Source organism: Streptomyces mobaraensis, from assembly GCF_020099395.1.
In the GTDB taxonomy this organism is placed as follows: Bacteria; Actinomycetota; Actinomycetes; order Streptomycetales; family Streptomycetaceae; genus Streptomyces.
The window spans coordinates 3,105,708-3,122,306 of sequence record NZ_CP083590.1 but is presented as its reverse complement, the minus strand read 5'-3'; the positions used below and the strand labels follow the sequence as shown (position 1 = coordinate 3,122,306).

The 16,599-nt window shown below is 74.4% G+C and carries 13 protein-coding genes and 2 pseudogenes; 6 read left to right on the top strand and 9 right to left on the bottom strand.

Going from position 1 to position 16,599, the window contains the following annotated elements; translation table 11 throughout:
• Positions 1-7: 7 nt before the first annotated feature.
• Positions 8-2,596, bottom strand: a complete 2,589-nt coding sequence (locus K7I03_RS13265) for a helicase-associated domain-containing protein (protein WP_185941493.1) — start codon at positions 2,594-2,596, stop codon at positions 8-10.
• A 291-nt stretch (positions 2,597-2,887) separates the two neighbouring features.
• Between K7I03_RS13265 and K7I03_RS13260 the strand changes: the two genes are divergently transcribed.
• The 3 genes and pseudogenes from K7I03_RS13260 to K7I03_RS13250 all read left to right on the top strand — a co-directional run.
• Positions 2,888-4,030 (top strand): hypothetical protein, encoded by a 1,143-nt coding sequence (locus tag K7I03_RS13260; RefSeq protein ID WP_185941682.1) that lies wholly within the window; start codon positions 2,888-2,890, stop codon positions 4,028-4,030.
• A gap of 467 nt (positions 4,031-4,497) precedes the next feature.
• Positions 4,498-5,094 (top strand): hypothetical protein, encoded by a 597-nt coding sequence (locus K7I03_RS13255; RefSeq protein ID WP_185941492.1) that lies wholly within the window; start codon positions 4,498-4,500, stop codon positions 5,092-5,094.
• 1,118 nt (positions 5,095-6,212) lie between these two features.
• Positions 6,213-6,555 (top strand): annotated as a pseudogene (locus tag K7I03_RS13250) (hypothetical protein); the annotation flags it as partial.
• Between the two features lie 95 nt (positions 6,556-6,650).
• On the opposite strand, the gene K7I03_RS13245 reads toward K7I03_RS13250, so the two are convergent.
• Positions 6,651-7,088: a MarR family winged helix-turn-helix transcriptional regulator gene (locus K7I03_RS13245; protein ID WP_224347029.1), complete on the bottom strand. Its 438-nt coding sequence runs from the start codon at positions 7,086-7,088 to the stop codon at positions 6,651-6,653.
• A gap of 91 nt (positions 7,089-7,179) precedes the next feature.
• Between K7I03_RS13245 and K7I03_RS13240 the strand changes: the two genes are divergently transcribed.
• Complete coding sequence (locus K7I03_RS13240) at positions 7,180-8,079, top strand: alpha/beta hydrolase (RefSeq protein WP_185941491.1); 900 nt, start codon at positions 7,180-7,182, stop codon at positions 8,077-8,079.
• Positions 8,080-8,764: 685 nt separating this feature from the next.
• Positions 8,765-9,148 carry a hypothetical protein gene (locus K7I03_RS13235; RefSeq protein ID WP_185941490.1) on the top strand — a complete coding sequence of 128 codons (384 nt, stop codon included), beginning with the start codon at positions 8,765-8,767 and terminating at the stop codon, positions 9,146-9,148.
• A 14-nt stretch (positions 9,149-9,162) separates the two neighbouring features.
• Here K7I03_RS13235 and K7I03_RS13230 read toward each other — a convergent pair whose 3' ends face one another.
• From K7I03_RS13230 to K7I03_RS13215, 4 genes are all read right to left on the bottom strand, one after another.
• Positions 9,163-10,176, bottom strand: coding sequence for a hypothetical protein (locus tag K7I03_RS13230; protein ID WP_185941489.1), 1,014 nt, complete (start codon positions 10,174-10,176; stop codon positions 9,163-9,165).
• Between the two features lie 415 nt (positions 10,177-10,591).
• Entirely contained in the window at positions 10,592-10,984 is a 393-nt protein-coding gene (locus tag K7I03_RS13225; protein ID WP_185941488.1) for a helix-turn-helix domain-containing protein, read from the bottom strand.
• A gap of 93 nt (positions 10,985-11,077) precedes the next feature.
• The gene (locus tag K7I03_RS13220) at positions 11,078-11,494 is read right to left on the bottom strand and encodes an NUDIX hydrolase (RefSeq protein ID WP_185941487.1); all 417 of its coding nucleotides are present in this window, start codon (positions 11,492-11,494) and stop codon (positions 11,078-11,080) included.
• A 140-nt stretch (positions 11,495-11,634) separates the two neighbouring features.
• A complete protein-coding gene (locus tag K7I03_RS13215; protein ID WP_185941486.1) occupies positions 11,635-12,363 on the bottom strand; it encodes a GntR family transcriptional regulator in 729 nt (242 codons plus the stop codon).
• A 56-nt stretch (positions 12,364-12,419) separates the two neighbouring features.
• Here K7I03_RS13215 and K7I03_RS13210 point away from each other — a divergent pair, with 56 nt between their 5' ends.
• The gene (locus K7I03_RS13210; RefSeq protein WP_185941485.1) at positions 12,420-13,235 is read left to right on the top strand and encodes a class I SAM-dependent methyltransferase; all 816 of its coding nucleotides are present in this window, start codon (positions 12,420-12,422) and stop codon (positions 13,233-13,235) included.
• Between the two features lie 56 nt (positions 13,236-13,291).
• Here K7I03_RS13210 and K7I03_RS13205 read toward each other — a convergent pair.
• The 3 genes and pseudogenes from K7I03_RS13205 to K7I03_RS13195 form a co-directional block, all read right to left on the bottom strand.
• Positions 13,292-14,125: pseudogene (locus K7I03_RS13205) on the bottom strand (ABC transporter ATP-binding protein); the annotation flags it as partial.
• Positions 14,122-15,207, bottom strand: coding sequence for a FecCD family ABC transporter permease (locus K7I03_RS13200; RefSeq protein ID WP_185941483.1), 1,086 nt, complete (start codon positions 15,205-15,207; stop codon positions 14,122-14,124). The pseudogene K7I03_RS13205 and the gene K7I03_RS13200, both read right to left, overlap by 4 nt.
• Entirely contained in the window at positions 15,204-16,283 is a 1,080-nt protein-coding gene (locus K7I03_RS13195; RefSeq protein ID WP_185941482.1) for a FecCD family ABC transporter permease, read from the bottom strand. The genes K7I03_RS13200 and K7I03_RS13195 overlap by 4 nt, the downstream gene beginning before the upstream one ends.
• Positions 16,284-16,599: the final 316 nt, after the last annotated feature.

Genomic DNA, 16,599 nt, shown 5'->3' with positions numbered 1-16,599 from the left:
CAGAGGTTCAGGAGGCGTGCTCCTCCGCCAGTTCCGCCACCCCCGTGACCCGGTGCAGCGCGAACGTCCGCACCTCGTCCGTCGTGTGGTCGTACGCCGTGACGTAACCGCCCTCCACCCGTACGGGCGCGATCACGCGCTGGCTCGCCGCGCCCTCCGCGTTGACGTAGCCCATCCACACGGCGGCGCCGGTCAGGACGGCCGCCTGCATGGTGGCCAGGGTCTCGGCGGAGGTGGTGCGGGGCAGGGCGGCGGCGCCCGTCGCGGCCGGGGCCTGGGCCTCGGCGGCGGGGGACGGCTTGCGTTCGGCCGTGGCGGCGCGGTCGCCGGCCCGGACCGCCCGGACGGCGGCGGCGAGCAGCGTGTCGTCGGGCGCGGGCGGGCCGTCGGGGACGGGCGCGGGGGGCGTGCGCGGCGGAGTGCGGTGCGCGTCGGCGCGCGTGACCACGACGTCGCCCTCCGCCGACTCCGCCGCCGGCGCGTACCCCATCGCCCGCAGCCCCTCCAGCAGCGCGTCCGGCGCGGCCTGGGCCGCGAGGACGGTCGGCGCGAGGCGGCGCAGCCGCAGGGCGGCCGAGCGGCGGTCGGCGAGGATCTCGGCGAGCGTCGCCTCGTCGTCGCAGCGCAGGTACGACGAGGCCGCGCCGACGCGCAGCCGGCCGTGGCGGCGGGCCACGTCCTCGACGAGGTAGACGAGCGGCTGGGGCAGCGGGGTGCGGGAGTGCTCGGTGAGGAAGGCGAGGACGTCGGACGCCGCCTGCCCGGCGTCCAGCGCCCGCCGCACCGAGTCCGGCGTGAAGCGGTACACCGTGGCGCCGCCCTTGGACTCGATGTCCGCGAGCACGGCGAGCCGCTGGGCGAGCGGGCGGTGCAGCGGGCCGGGCGCGACGGCGGTGAGGTCGGCCTGGACGAGGACGTGGTCGAGCGGTTCCGGCAGCAGCGGCGCGAGGGCGGCGGCCGCGGCGGCCTCCGCGCGCGGGGTGCGGCCGGGGACGGTGTTCGACGGGGAGGGGCGCTCGGGGGTCGGATGGGTCGTGTGGGCCGTGTGCGTGAGCAGAGTGCGGCCGGGGGCCGAGAGGGCGCCGCGGCCGGTGACGCCGAGGAGTTCGGCCTCGGTGAGCGCCCAGCGGGCGAGGCGGGACCGGAGGTCCTCGGAGGGGGTGCCGGGAGCGCCTGCCGGGCCCGCCGCTCCCGCCGCCCCCACCCCCGCGAACCGTGGCGGCCGCTCCCACGCCAGGCGCGCGAGCAGCGCGTCGGCGGGGACGGCCGCCCCCGCCGGAAGCCCGGCGAGCAGCGTGAGGACGCGGCGCCGGACCTCCGGCGCGGGCGACCGGTCGAGGTCCGGTCCGAGCGCGGACAGCGTGCGGCCCTTGGCGTCCCGGGTGCCCGCGAGGCCGGGGGTACGGGTGGTGGCGAGCCAGGCGCCGGCCAGCCACGCCCAGCGCTCGGCGGCGGGCAGGTCGAGCCACTCGTCGTACGCCGGGGTGGGGACGTACCGCTCGTCCACGTCCCCGTCCGACGCCAACAGGCCCGCCGCGTAAGCGAGTTCGGCCCAGAACGCGGCGACGGGACCGGGCACGTCCAGGACGGTCGCGGCCCGCTTGAGGTCGCGGACGCTCAGCCCGCCCGCGCGCAGCACCAGCGGGCCGGCGGTCTCCCAGTCCGACAGCAGCTCCTCGACGGCGGCCAGCGCCGCGAACGCCTGCCCGGCCGCCGTCGCGTCCACCGACTCCGGCGCGTACGCGGTGACGGGCGCCGGCGCGGGCGCCTCCGGCTCGGGCGCGCGGTGCGCACGCCCGCCGCGCAGGTGCAGCGCCGCCTCGCGGGGCAGGACGACGCCGCCGGGCCCGGTCGGCAGCAGCAGCCCCCGGTCCAGCAGCCAGCGCAGGTGGGGAGCCGGTTCGGCGGTCACCGTGCCGTACGGCGGTCCCCAGGCGAGGCGTTCGAGCACGGCCGGCGCGCCCTCGGGCGCTTGGGCCAGCAGCGCCGCCATCCGGGCGCGGTCCTCGAACAGTTCCGTCAGCGCGGCGACCGCCGTCACCGGATCGTGGGTGGCGGGCAGCCCGGCCGCCTCGATGATCTTTTGCAGCCGTCCGGGTGACATCCCGGCCGTGGCCTCCGCGACGGTCGGGCCCAGCCCGGTGGCGGACGGCCGGTTCGCGGACGGCGCCAGCAGCTCGCGGGCCGTACGGACCAGGCGCAGCCGGTCGTCCCCGCCCCACACCAGCGCCTGCCGCCGCAGCTCCGCGACGGCGCGCGGCAGCTCGGCCGCGACGCGCGGATCCGCCGGTTCGTCGCCCGTCATCAGCCCGGCCAGCCGCTCGTACGGGCACGGGTCCGGTGCCACGGCCAGCGCCTCCGCGACCTGGAGCACGAACCGGTCCAGCCGGTCCAGCGCCCGCACCACGGACGCGCGCGTCGCCGCCCGGGTGGCCAGCTGGGTGAGGTCCCCCGGCACCGGGTTCACCAGGTCGGGCCGCGCCCGCAACAGCCCCGCCAGCGCCTCGTCGGGCCGCCCCCGCAGCTCCTCGGCTAGGGTGCGCGGCCCTCCGCCGGCCCTTCCGCCGCCGCTGCCCGTCTCCCGAGAAGTGGTCATTCTGTTAACGGTACCGGGTGGAGGGGACGGGGGTGGTGGGGCCGCGGCCCGCGCTTCGGCGGGCGGGCGGACGTCTTGCGCGGCTTACACGGCCACCGCCGTCGGGGAGCGGGCGGAGCGGACCTTTCCCGCCGGTCCCGCGCCTCGAACGTCCCGTTGGTCCCGTTCATCCCCACCCGTTCGCCCTCCCGGGCGCCCCCGGCCGTTCTCGCGGACAGCCGGGGGACGACCGGGTACCGTCGGGTTCGGGCGGCGGCGAGGCGTCGGAGGCGACCGGGGAGCTTGGGGGACGTGGTGGGGATCGAGAGCGATCAGCTCGTCTACGACTACCTCAGCAAGGTGGGCGACATAGCCCAGCGGCGGTCCCTCACGTCCGGGGACCGGATGCGCCTGGTCACCCGGCTGCGTACGGAGATCGAACGGCGTCGGGCGGTCGAGGGCGCCGAGACGCCTGCCGCCGTGCGCCGCATCCTCGACGGGCTGGGCACGCCGGACGAGGCGGTGACCGGCGCGGGCGGCGCGGGTGGTGCCGGTGGGACGGGTGGTGCCGGCCGGGCGGACGGGGCTGGGGTTGGTGCTGGGGCGGGGAGCGCGGGCCGCGTCCCCGCGCAGCGCGGCGAGCCGGGCGCGGGCGCGGAAGCCGGCGCCGGGGCGCACGTGGCCGCCGGAACGAGCGCCGTGCGCTTCCCCGACGCGGGCGCGCCCCCGCACCTCGCCACGGAGGAGGAGCTGCGCGGCCCGTCCGCTCCCGCCGGGGCGGCGGACGAGTGGTGGCGGGTGGAACGGACGTCCTTCGACGCGGGCGGCGGGACCGGGACGACGCACGGCTTCACGGGCGGGATAGAGATCCCGGACATGCTCAAGCCCCCGCCCGGCCCGGAGGAACTCGCCCGGCGGCAGGCGGACGCGGCGGCCGGCGAGCGTTCCGGCGGCCCCCTCCAGCCGGCGGCCGGCGTCGGCGAGCAGGCGCCGGCCGGGGCGGGGCCGGGGACGGGCGCCGCGGGTTCCCGCCGCCGTTTCCCGTTCCGCCGCGCGGGTGGTGCGGGCGGTACGGGAGGCGCGGGAGGTACGGCGGGCGTGGAAGGCACCGCGGGCACCATCCCCATCAGCCCGATGCTCGCCCTCGTGGCGATCCTGCTCGTCGCCGGCGCGGTGCTCGGGCAACTGCTCGTCATGGCCGCGGGCTGGGCCCTCGCCTACGTCACGCGCAGGCTCACCCAGGCCGAGTCCAAGTGGGCCGTGATGGGCGTCCCCGGCGTGGCGGCGGGCGCCGCCCTGGTCTGGCTCTGGGGGCGTCTCGAACACCGCTGGGGCGACCCGATAGCCCAGGGCGAACTGGGCGCCGCCCTGGCCGACACCTTCCCGGTCGTCGTCCGGGTGGCCGCCGTCGGCTCGGCCCTGTTCGTCCTGTGGCGGGCGCGACGCCCGGGGTGACACGGGTCGTCTCGACGGTGCTGGGCGGGAGCGCGGCCTGCTGGGCGTCGAGCCGAGGAAGCTGATCCGGCCCTTCGTGATGCGGTCCTTCGCGATGCGGCCGTTTCCGAGCCGGTCCTTTGCGGCGCGGCCGTTTCCGGTCCGGCTGCTCCCGATCCGGACGGCCGTTCCCGATCCGGCCGTTCCTGACCCGGACGGCCTTCCCGATCCGGTCCTTCATCTCCCGCCACGGGAAGCGGCGTCCGTCGCCCCGAGGCGACGCCGGAGCGCCGGCGCGCGCCGGTGACGGCGTCCGGGCAGGGCCTGCCGACCGTCCCCTCCCTGCTTCTCAAGGAGCGTCGCGTTCCCCCGCGAGGGTGAGCCGTTCCGTCCTCAGGGCGGACGTGCCGCCCCCGCGCCCACCGGGATCGTGGAACCGACCAGGCGCCGCCACAGATCAGCGGTACGGCCGGACCAGGAGGATCCTCATGTCTGCTCGCGCCCGCGACTCGGCAGGACTGCACGGCCGGACGGTGGCGGGCGTACCCCGCTGGGCCGTGTGGGCCGCGTACGCGACCTCGTTGACGGTCCTGCCCGCCGGCCTCTGGCGGATCCTGAGCGTCGACTTCCGCGTGCCGCTCATGGAGGTCGCGGCGGACGCCGACCCGCCGCCGGCGTGGTTCGGCGGCGAGTGGTGGTACGTCATCGCGCTGAGCGTGGCCAGCGAGGCCCTGGCGTTCCTGGCGGTCGGCCTGGTCAGCGAGTGGGGCGAGCGGTGGCCCCGGTGGATTCCGCGGCTGGGCGGCCGCCGGATACCGATTCTCGCGGCGGTCGTTCCCGCCGGCCTGGGCGCGACGGTGAACACCCTGCTCTGGCCGTACTCGATGACGATGATCAGCCTCGGCCACAAGGTCGACGGGTCGGGCGACGCGGGCTTCGGCATGCACGGCTGGCGGGAAGCCGTCTTCTACGTCGCGTACTGGCCGTTGGCCGCCTGGGGGCCGCTGCTCGGGGTCATCACCGTGCACTACTACCGCCGACGGCGCGCCGCCGAGTCCGCCGGGGCGGAGGCGGTCTCGGCATGACGGACCGCCGGCCGGACCGACCCGGCACCCACTGGTCATGGCCTCGAACCGGCCCTCTCCAGCGGGGACATGGCGGGGACGGACGATCAACGGCCGAAGGCCTGCGACGTGCCCCCCCGCGTGCGGCGTCCGGGGCCCGTTGCCCGGCAGGCGTACGTCGGCCGTGACCCTCAACCCGGGCCGTTCGTAGAAGCGCATGCCCCGTTCGGTCGACGTGTCCAAGTGCGCCGAGCGCCCGGCGCGTTCGGCGGCCGACAGGCCGGGGTGGGGGCAGGACGGCGTCGCCGAGGCCCCGAAGGGGCCGCCGGACGGGGGACGGGCGGGGGGCCGGGAACCAGGCGGGCACCTGCGGGCCGGTACGGCTCCGGCAGCCGTTCGGCGGCCTCGACGGCGGTGGTACGGCCCCGCCGACTGCACCGCCGGATACGGTTTCGGCGAGAGCGGCCCCGCGCTCCCGTTCGGGCATGGTTCACACCGCGACGGCGACCGCCCCTCGCCGTACACCCCCTCCGTCACCCCCAAGGGCTGTCCCGCTATTCCGGCCCAGCGATGGCAGGAACACGGGGGCTGGCATGATGACCTCCATGACTGCACACCGAAAGGCCGATGCCGCGTAGACGGCCGGGCGCCTTGCGCGCCGAACGATGTGGCCCACGTGCCTGGGAGGACCTGTCCTCTGACCGGATCCACGGGATCTCCGCCCCCACCAGTCTTGCGATACACCGGGTGGAGTGGCGTTCCGGCGACTACTACGTCTACCCCGGCGCCACTGAACGCGCGTTGCGGCGGTATCGAAAGTTCCTGACACCGCGGGGATGTGGACCTCTCTATCCGCGGTACGCGCGGTGCTCGTGCCGCGGTTGTTCCTTCGATGACGTGCGGCATGCACGCGACGTGCTGGAACAGGTCCTTCAGGAGCTGCCTCCCCGACCTCGCCTGGAGCTGGAACGCCGAGTGGTGTTCCTGGACGCCGCATACCTCAGGCGCACCTTGCCCGATCCGTTCGCCCATCATCGGCAGTGGCGCTCCGATCTGTGGTGGCGTCGCCGTCTCACCGACGGCGAGGAGGGTGGATGACGGCCTTCTGTCCCACTCCGCCGCAGTGGAATGAGCACAGCGTGGCTGGTGTGATCACGGCGTCGCAGCCGTCCTGGAGAGCCCCGTTCACCGGGGTAAGCCCGCGCCGGTTCGCGAAGCCGGTGGCCGTACTGCGGCGCAAGGAGGCCGGCAGTGTCCGCCGGGGAGCCGGGGACGGCCCTGGGGGCCTGCCTCTGGAGGGCCGGCTGTTGCCGGTCGCCGCCCACTGGCGCACGAACGTGACGCGCCACCGGCTCGCACGGGCTCGTGATGCCGCACCGCCGCCGCAAGGGCGAAGACCTGCCCGAGTGGACGGAGGCTCACAACACATCCCACAAGCGGGCCCGCGCCCGTGTCGAGCACGTCTCAGCCCGGATGAAGTCCGCATGCACAACCTCGCCCTCGCCGGACAGGCGAGCGGACCACACCGCGACCGACCCCCTGCCACCTCGGCTCAAAGGCCCTTAACGGGCCAGCCCTTAGCCGACGGGCGTCCCGATCCTGTCGTGCTCGAGCGCGGCGCGGAGTTGTCGCAGCGCCTGTGCCATGGCCTGCAACTGTTTGGGATCGACGGCCGCTTGGACGAGTTCGCTGACGGTCGCGAACGCGTCCTCCGCGTCGTTGACGAGCTCGACGCCGGCTTCGGTGAGTTCGAGCAGCGAGGAGCGGCGGTCTGCGGGATGGGGGATGCGGCGGACCCAGCCGCGCCCTTCGAGGCGGTCCATTCCCTTGCTGGTCGCTCCGACGCCGATGGCGAAGAACGCCGCGAGGTCGCCTACGCGGGCGCCCGGGTGGTCGCGCAGATAGCGGAGGAACTCGAACTGCGAGGCCGCGATCCCGTGGCGCCTGCGGAGCTGTTCGTTGAGCGCGTTGTACAGACGTGTCTCGCACCGCACCAGATCGCTGAAGAACGTCACGGTCGCGTCTTCGGACCCTTTAGATGCTGCGGCATATGTATTACCTTCCACGGCATACAGTTTAGCGACGCACCGGTGAAGGGGTACACCCATGAGCAAGGCACAGCGCGCGACGGTCGACGCCATGCTGCGGCAGGGCTCGCAGGGCGGCTTCCGGCCGCTGCCCGTCGAGCGGATGCGCGCCGACTTCGCGGCACTGATGGCGCTGTTCCCGGTCCCGGAGGTACGCACGTCCGAGAGCGTGCTCGGTGAGCGGCCCGCGGTACTGGTCGAACCGGAGGGCGAGGCGCGTCCCGGCACCATCCTCTACTTCCACGGCGGCTCGTTCTCCCTGGGATCACCACAGACAGCGATGGGGCTGACCGCGGGCCTGGTGACCCGTACCGGGTTCCGCGCGCTGTCGCTCGACTACCGGCTCGCGCCGGAACACCCGTTCCCCGCCGCGATCGAGGACTGCGTCGCCGCGTACCGGGCGCTGCTCGACGACGGGGCCGACCCGGAATCCGTCGCGTTCGCCGGTGACTCGGCCGGCGGAGGGCTGACCGTGACGGCCACGCTCGCCGCGAGGAAGGCCGGGCTGCCCGTGCCCGGTGCCATCGTCGCGTTCTCCCCCGGCCTCGACCACACCCGTACGGGGGCCAGCATGGACACCAAAGCCGGCGTCGACCCCTTCTTCACCCGCGAGGGCATGGCCCACACCGGCGCCTGGTACCTCGGCGGGCAGGACCCGCACCAGGAACTGCTCGCACCGGCCGTCCTGGCCGACCTCACCGGCTTCCCGCCGCTGCTGCTGCAAGTCGGTACGAACGAACTCCTGCTGGACGACTCGGTGCGCCTCGCCGAACGGGCCCGGGACGCCGAGGTCGACGTCATCCTGGACGTCACGGCCGGGGTGCCGCACGTGTTCCAGTCCTTCGTCGGCCAACTCGACGAAGCCGGCCAGGCGCTCGACCGCGCCGCACTGTTCCTCACCCAGCGCCTCAGCGCCTGAAGCTGAAACTCCGGAGCGGCACCGGCAGGCACTGCCGGCCGTCGAAATCCCTCGTGGATGAACTCGCGCTCGACCTCTGCCAGGGCGGCGGACATCACGAAGAGGCGCTTGCCCGCGCCGCGCGAGTCGTGGACGCGAGGACAGGGGGCCGCTGAGGCTCCCAGGCGGTGGTCCCGCTCGGCGAGCTGCCGGGCGGAGGCGATAGTTCGACCGGGCGGGCAGCCAGTGCACCGGCGATGTCCCGGACAGCCGCCTCTGCCTTCCGCCCCGCGACGGCGCACCGGGCGCCGCCGGGGCGGGACGGTCCACTGACACCCCCGCCCGCCCGGATCGCCGACCGCGACGATGTGCCGGGTGAAGGGGGAGCCGACGACGGCGCGGGTGAGAGTTCGGACGGACGAAGGGACGTCCGCCGAGGCGGCGAGGCGTGCGGGGTGGCTGGGCCGGGTGTGGTGGGCCATGTCGGAGGAACGGCCGGGAAGCGATGGGTGGTTCACGCGAAGTGAGGGTTTCCGGCGGCCCGTTCTCCGCTTGGGGAGCGGCGGTGGCGCGCGGGCGCGGCGGATGTCCGACGGGACCGGGTCCGGTACCGGCCAACTCCCGTACCGCACTGGGTGACCGCCGCGCCGGCGACTAGCGTCGGCCGGCGCAACGACCAACCCGGCATCCAGACAAGGGAGGAACCATGAAGATCCGCCCCCGTGTCGCGGTCGTCACCGCCTCACTGGCCCTCGCGGGCGGAGCGGTGGCAGGGTTCGCGGCACCCGCGTCCGCGTCGGTCGTGGAGGCCGCCGCGACGCCCGCCGCGACGCCCGCCGCGACCGTCCCCTCCGCCACCACCACCGGATCGGCCTTCACCTGCGGCACCTGGCGGTACCTGCGGGGCGACAACGGCCATGGCGCGTCGATCACGTGCTACGGGCAGTCGTTCACCTCGTACATCGTCTGCCACCGCGCCGACGGCATCGACTACCTCCGCTTCGGCGACCGCGTCCGCTCCGGCCGTACGTCGACCGCGTGGTGCGACCTGAACGGCGAGGTCATCGACGCCGGGGCGATCCCCGGCTGACGCGCGCCGCGCGTTCACACGGCGCCGCCCGCCCCGCCGAGCTCTCCGCCGCTCGCCCCACTGGCCTCTCCGCCGGCCTCTCCGTCGATTCCGACGGACACGGCACCCTCCCGGCAGTCGCGGCAGAGGGTGGGGCGGGCGGCCCGGACGGCGCGCTCGCAGCCGTCGCAGGTGCGGAGGGGGAGGGGAGCGGGCGGGGCGGGCGGCTGGGCGTGCGGGGACCCGAAACCCGGAGCGTCCCAGGGGGCGAGCCCCGGCGGCACGTCCCCGGGCGCCCCCAGGGGCTCCAGTGGCCCGGTGGGCAGGGCGGGCGGCAGCCAATGGGTGAGCCGGTGGCGCAGCAGGCGCGCGGGCCAGGGGATGCGGCCGACGGGGAGTTCGGCGGTTAGCGTGCGGACGATCTGCCGGGGCCCGACGCCCCGTTCGAGCCAGGCCCGGACGGCGGGCGAGAGCTGCCGCACGTCCTTCTCGGAGAGCAACAGGCGGGGATCGTGGCGGCGGAGTCCGGCGAGGAGGTCGGCGGCGGGCCCGTCGGGCGGGGGAAGCGGCTCGGGAGCGGCGGGCTGCTCGGGCTGCGACGGTGTGAGCTGTGACGGCGTGTCCTGCGACGACTCGGGCGGTCGTGACGGCTCGGGCTGCGGCCGCCCCGCCTCGTCCCGCCGCTTCGGCTTCCGCCGCCGCCGGACGAGGTCGACGGCCGACGGAGCATCCCCGGAACGCTCAACTGCACCTACCGAGCCCGGCCGTTCATGCCAGAGCGTCAGGGTGACGACGCGCCCCTCCTTGTTCCGCACCCGCTCCCGGCGCAGGTAACCGGCCTGCTCCAGCTCGCGCAGCCCGCGCGCGATGGTGATCTCGCCCTCCCGGAACCGCCTGGTCAGGTCCTTGATCCCGACGTTCGCGCCATCCGGCAGCGACTGCACGTACACACCGATGCCGATCGCGACCAGGGACAACTCCCGGTGCTGTGCGAGGTGATGGCCGACGACGGTGAAGTGCGAGGTGTGCCGGTGCCGCACGTGCGTCACTCCGGCGAGCGACACGGCGGCTCGCGGCGACCCGCCACACGCGCCCGCGTGCGCGCTAAACTGCGCCTCAGTCATAGGGAAGGGTTCTGCTTCCTTGATGATCAGGCCCTCGTTCGGGATTGCCGTCCCGGCGGGGGCCGTCGTCGTTTTCACGACATCCGGTGATGTGAGCGCGACGCTACCGCGCCGATCGCGGCGCTTTCCACCGTGTCACCTGATGGGGTGACAGGGGTGGGTTGGGGGGGGAAAAAATTCTTCCCACCCTGTCTTCAACCGGACGTCTCCCGTTCCCGGTTCGCGGTCATCCGCACCCCGGGGAACCGGGTCCCGGAACCCTCGATCCGGCGCTTCACGCGCTTCCGGCGGTTCCCCGTCGGCCGGTCGTCATCGGCGGACTCGCGTGGTCCCCGGCCTCCTAAAAGCGAGCCGCCGCCCCGGCTCCCGAGCCGACCCGTGCCCCCGAAGAGCCGAAGCCGGGCCGCCCGGCCGCGTACACGCGCGGATCTCCGGTGTAGACGCCGCACCAGTCGTCGGTGAGGGCGCGGAAGCCGTCCGGCGTGCAGCCGGTGAGCAGGCGGAATTCACGGATGAGGTGGGACTGGTCGGTGTAACCGCATGTCGCGGCGGCTTCGGCCCAGGAGGGCGGGCGGGTGCCGCGCATGAGCGCCATGACGCGCTGCAGGCGGGCGATACGGGCCAGGGGCTTGGGCGCCAGCCCGGTCTCCCGGTGGAAGCGGTCGGTCAAGTGCTGCCTCGACCAGCCGACTTCGTCCGCCAGCGCGCCGACCGTCGCCGCTCCCGTGCCCATGAGCCGTCTCCATACGTGGTCGACCTGCGGTGCCAGTTCCGGCCCCGTGCCGATCCGTGTCAGCAGGAATTCATCACAGATCCGGAAGCGCGGTCAAGGGGTTCGGGCGCCTCTCAGAGCCCTCGCCGCTTCGGTGATGAGGCGGTGCTCGTGGGGGCTGACGCCCTCGGTGATTCCGGGGTAGTCCACGAACGCGAAGGCCGTGATGTCGGACCGTGCGCCGGGGAGCTTGATGCGCGCGATGTCGCCGGCGTGCAGGGGAGTGCACGCGAACAGGTATGCGGTGGAGCGGCTTTCGTGGATCAGCTCCACGCCGAGCACAAACCGTGGCTCGATGCGAATGTGCAGGTCGCGGCGGGCGTAGTAGGCCATCGCGGTACGGGCCGTCTCCTCTCGGAGGGCGGGCCCGCCGGGGAGCCGCCATTTTCCGGCGCCGGACTTGAACATGAGGAGCCGGCCGTTGGTGTCGGTGATGTGTGCGAGGCCGTAGATGTGTGGTGTGGGCGTCATGGCGACGAGTCCTTACGCCGGGGAGCGGCGAGAGTGCAGAGGTGGCCGAAGCGTGGTGCGAGGCAGCCGTGGTTGCTTCAAGCGCCGACGCCTCCGGACACCACGCGGCCAGACTGGACCGGTTTACCGGTCCAGTCAAGTTAAGGCCCCACACCCATCGGGTAGTTGTCCACTCGCTCCCAGAGGTCGGACGGCGTCACACCTTCCTCACAGACCAACGCTTTCCCTGCTGCGTCGTAGGCAACATGCAGGTCGACCGCTACGGCGAGCGGTTGCTCGCGAGCCAACCGCGCCGATTCCTCCGCCGTGGCAAGCCGCACCGTCGTGACGTCGCTGCCCTTGGCCGGACGCCGCCCGGTTTCACGAGCCACGTAATTGGTCGTGCCCTCGGCGATCGGCCCTTTCTGTGCGAGGCGAGGGCAGTGGTCGGCCACCTCGTGCGGGAACCACGCGCTCACCAAGGACAGTGGCGAGCCGTCGTCCAGCAAGATGAGCCGGTCACGCCGCAAGGCTGCCTCGTCAGGTCGGAGGTCGAGCGCATCGCAGATTCGTCCGGGTGGCAACTCCCAGGCCGGAAAGCCGAGTCGGCGGAACGGCCGGCCGTCGGTCGTCCGTGCGGTGTTGATGCGGCGCCTTCCGGCCGGCCTGGCCAAAGGGACGTCCGTGACCAAGAATCCCAGCCCTTGCCGTGAGATCACCACGCCATCCGCGCGCAGCGTCTCGAACGCCTTGTTGACGGTCGCCCGCGAAACGCCCCACTGCTCACACAGGTCCCGGCCGGACGGCAGGACGTCACCGGGGCCGAACTCCCCTTCGGTGATGCGCTGACGAAGCGAGTCGGCGATCTGTTCGTACTTCAGCACTGGCATGCCCACAACTCCCACCCTCTGGACAGGTTGACCGGTCAAGGGACAGCATGCTGCCCATGACGCAGCCGCCCGTGGTCGCCCCTGAGATCATCGCGTTCTACACCGAGGGGTACGACGAGGCAACGCGGCTGACGGCGTCCGCCGACGGCAGGCTCGAACTGGTCCGTACCCAGGAGTTGCTGCGCCGGCACCTTCCGCCCGCGCCCGCGAGGGTCCTGGACGTCGGCGGAGGTCCCGGGGCGCACGCGCGGTGGCTGGCCGGCGACGGATACGACGTGTGTCTGGTCGACCCAGTTCCGCGTCACGTCGAGGCCGCTCGCGGAGCCGGTTGCCGGGCCGAGGTCGGAGACGCGCGGTGTCTTGCGGCAGCTGATCACTCCTGTGACGTCGTGCTGCTTCTCGGGCCCCTCTACCACCTCCTCCGGCAAGAAGAGCGGCTACAGGCTCTGACCGAGGCCCGCCGGGTGCTCAAGCCCGGCGGCCTGATCGCCGCCGCGGCGATCAGCCGTTACGCCTCCCTGTTCGAGCACACGGCCACCACCTGGCTCGATCGTGGAGGAGTGCGCGACGCGGTCGTGGACATTCTGGCCACCGGGCGGCACGAGGCCGGGCGCAAGGGATTCACCTCCGCCTACTTCCACACCGCCGACGGGCTCACGGACGAGCTGGACCGGGCCGGGTTCCGGGACGTGAGCCTGTTCGGCGTCGAGGGGCCAGCCTGGGGGCTGTTGAAGGCCGTTGAGCAGCACACGGGCGAGGGCCTCGGCGGATCGGCCATGTTCCGGGCGGCACTTGAGGCGGCGCGGATGGCCGAAGGGTATCCGGAACTGCTGGCCGCCGGCTCGCACCTGCTGGCCTTTGGGCGGGCCTGACGCCGACCCGCCTCGGGCGGGACCCGCCTCAGGCAGAAGCGGCGCGGCCCGGTGCCGGGGGGGCCCGGGACGATCAGGGGGCCGCCCGTGACCGGGTCCGGGACGACCACCGACTCCAGGCCGAAGACGTCGCGGACGAGGTCCGCCGTCACCACGTCCCCCGGGCGGCCCTGGGCGACGACGCGGCCGTCCTTCATGGCGACCAGGTGATCGGCGTAGCGGGCGGCCTGGTTGAGGTCGTGGAGGACGGCGACGACCGTGCGGCCGCGGTCGGTGTTGAGGCGGCGGACCAGGTCGAGGACCTCGACCTGGTGGGCGATGTCGAGGTACGTCGTCGGCTCGTCGAGGAGGAGCAGGCCGGTCTCCTGGGCGAGGGCCATGGCGATCCAGACGCGCTGCCGCTGGCCGCCGGAGAGTTCGTCGACCGGGCGGTCGGCCAGCGCCGCCACGTCCGTACGCCGCATCGCCTCGGCGACCGCCCGTTCGTCCGCCTCCGACCACTGCTGCCACCAGCGTTGGTGCGGCTGCCGGCCGCGGGCGACGAGGTCGGCGACCGTGATCGCCTCGGGGGCCACCGGGGTCTGCGGGAGCAGGCCCAGGCGGGTGGCCAGTCGCCGGGTGGGGACGCGGGTCAGTTCCTCGCCGTCGAGGAGGACGGCGCCGGACACCGGCTTCAACAGCCGTCCCAGGGCGCGCAGCAGCGTCGACTTGCCGCAGGCGTTCGGGCCGATGATCACGGTCACCTCGCCGTCCGGCACGTCGAGGTCGAGGCCGTCCACGACCGTCCGCTGCTCGTAGGCGAGGGTGAGGGAGCGGGCGCGCAGCCGCGCGGACGTCGCACGGGTCGTCGTGGGGGCCGTTTCCTGCGTCGTGCCGACTTCCTGCGTCATGCCGACTTTCCTCCCGTGCGGCCGCGGATGATCAGCCGGATCAGGTACGGCGCGCCGACCGCGGCCGTGAGGACGCCCACCGGGAGCTGGGTGGGTTCGAAGAGCTTGCGGGCCAGCAGGTCCGCCAGGACGACGATCAGGGCGCCCGTCAGCGCGGAGCAGACGAGCGGGATCCGGTCCGTCCGCGTCGTACGGCGGGCGATCTGCGGGGCGAGCAGCGCGACGAAGTCGACCGGGCCGGCCGCGCCCGTCGCCACGGAGGCGAGGACGACGCCGAGCAGGACGAGCCCCGCCCGTACCCGGTTGAGGCGGACGCCCAGCGCGGTGGCCGTGGCGTCGTCCAGCGCGACCGCGCGCTGTGCCCGGGCGGCCCAGCACAGCGGGACGGCGAGGACCAGCAGCGTCCACGCCACCGGCGTCGCCGCGTCCCAGCCGGCGCCGTTGAGCGAACCGGTCATCCACACCTTCGCCTGCTGGGCGACCAGGTAGTCGCCCTTGGTCAGGAACAACTGCGTGACCGCCCGCAGCGCGATGGCGAAACCGATGCCGATGAGCACGAACCGGCCCGCGTGCAGCCCGCCGCGCCACGCGAAGAGGTAGACGAGGGCGGCGGCGAGCAGTCCGCCCGCCGTGGAGACGTAGGGGAGCGTCGCGTACGAGGTGACGCCGAACGTCATCGCGCCGACCGTCAGCGCCCCCGCGCCCTGCGACACCCCGATGATGTCCGGGCTGGCGAGCGGGTTGCGGGCCACGGTCTGGATGAGCGCCCCCGCGATGCCGAACGCGGCCCCGACCAGCAGGCCGACGGTCATGCGCGGCAGCCGGAAGGTGCCGACGACCAGTTCGTCGGGGGACGGCCGGCCGAGGAGGACGTCCAGGACCGAGCCCGGCGCGACGAAGGTGTCGCCCACGCACAGGTACGCCAGGCAGGCCGCGGCCAGCGCCACCGCCAGGCAGAGGGCGACGGCCGCGCTGCGGCGGTGGAGGAGGAAGGAGGCCCGGCCGGGCCGGCGGGTGCGGAGAACCGTGTAACCGGTGGGGCGGAGGGGGAGGGTCTCGTCCGCCCGCCGCGGCGCCGTCATGCCGCCACCTTCCTGCGACGGGCGAGCCCGACGAGGAACGGGAGGCCGATGAGGGCCGTCATCACACCCGCCGGGACCTCGTTGTCGGCGTAGACCACCCGCCCGACGACGTCGGAGAGCAGCAGCACGACCGGCCCGAGCAGCGCCGCCATCGGCAGTAGCCGGCGGTGGTCGCCGCCGACGAGCGCCCGGGCGATGTGCGGCACGGCCAGGCCGACGAACGCGATCGGGCCGGCGGCCGCGACCCCCACACCGGTGAGCACGGTGGCCCCGGTGCCGGCCGCGATCCGCACGGCCGCGACGTTGCGGCCGAGGCCGCGCGCCACGTCCTCGCCGAGCGCGAGCGCGTCGAGCCCGCGCGCCACGGACAGCACCAGCACCGCCCCCACCAGCAGGAACGGCCACATCTGGCCCACGATCGCCTGGTCCCGGCCGGCCAGCGAGCCGATCTGCCAGAACCGGAACTCCTCCAGCGCCGACGCCCGGGTGGTCAGCACGCCGGAGATCACCGAGACCAGCAGCGCGTTGACCGCCGCCCCGGCGAGCGCCAGCTTGACGGGCGACGCGCCGTCGCGGCCGCGCGAGGCGATCGCGTACACCGCGACGGACGCCACCGCCGCCCCCGCGAACGCGAACCACACCTGCCCCGTGAGCGTGTGCACCCCGGCGGCGGCGATGGCGAGGACGACGCCCAGCGAGGCGCCCTGGCTGACGCCGAGGATGCCCGGATCGGCGATCGGGTTGCGGGTGACGCCCTGCATCACCACCCCGGCCATGGCGAGGGCGGCCCCCGTCATCAGACCGATCAGCGTCCGCGGCAGCCGCAGCGAGCGGACGACGCCGGCCGTCGCGTCGTCCCCGCCGTGCAGCAGGGCGTCGAGGACGCGGTCCGGCGGGATCGTCCGGCTGCCCACGGCCAGGCTGAGCACCACCGCCGCCAGCAGCGCCACGACGGCGGCGGCCGTCCAGCCGACGCGACGGCGGACGGGGACGGGGGTGGGGGCGGGCCCGGCGGCGGGTGGTGGTGGCGGGGCGGGGGAGCCGACCGGGTCGGGCGGGGCGGGTATGGCTTCCACGGCGCGGATTCCGGCGGCTCTCTCGGTGGGGGCGGACGGGGGCTGGCGTCGAACGGGTGGGGCAGGCAGGTCGGGCGGGGCAGGTGGGGCATCGGGGCGTACGACGAGGGCTCGTGCGCGGGTGCCACGCGGACGCGACGGCGCGCACGGCCGCTCTGACCGAAAGGCCCGAGTTAGGTCAGGCTAAGTCTACGGTGGGGGCCGGGGCGGCGAGGAGGGGCGTGCGCGCGGTGCACGCGCGCGGGGGCGCGGGGTTGCCACCGGCCGGGGCCCGCCGCCGCCGTACGGTCGCCGACTCGTCGTGCGGTCGCCGTCG

Excerpts from the sequence above, each read along its gene's own strand:
- K7I03_RS13215 (WP_185941486.1), bottom strand. The coding sequence starts at position 12,363 with ATGCCAGTGCTGAAGTACGAACAGATCGCCGACTCGCTTCGTCAGCGC.
- K7I03_RS13240 (WP_185941491.1), top strand. The coding sequence starts at position 7,180 with ATGAGCAAGGCACAGCGCGCGACGGTCGACGCCATGCTGCGGCAGGGC.
- K7I03_RS13225 (WP_185941488.1), bottom strand. The coding sequence starts at position 10,984 with ATGGGCACGGGAGCGGCGACGGTCGGCGCGCTGGCGGACGAAGTCGGC.
- K7I03_RS13255 (WP_185941492.1), top strand. The coding sequence starts at position 4,498 with ATGTCTGCTCGCGCCCGCGACTCGGCAGGACTGCACGGCCGGACGGTG.
- K7I03_RS13235 (WP_185941490.1), top strand. The coding sequence starts at position 8,765 with ATGAAGATCCGCCCCCGTGTCGCGGTCGTCACCGCCTCACTGGCCCTC.
- K7I03_RS13220 (WP_185941487.1), bottom strand. The coding sequence starts at position 11,494 with ATGACGCCCACACCACACATCTACGGCCTCGCACACATCACCGACACC.
- K7I03_RS13210 (WP_185941485.1), top strand. The coding sequence starts at position 12,420 with ATGACGCAGCCGCCCGTGGTCGCCCCTGAGATCATCGCGTTCTACACC.
- K7I03_RS13200 (WP_185941483.1), bottom strand. The coding sequence starts at position 15,207 with ATGACGGCGCCGCGGCGGGCGGACGAGACCCTCCCCCTCCGCCCCACC.
- K7I03_RS13265 (WP_185941493.1), bottom strand. The coding sequence starts at position 2,596 with ATGACCACTTCTCGGGAGACGGGCAGCGGCGGCGGAAGGGCCGGCGGA.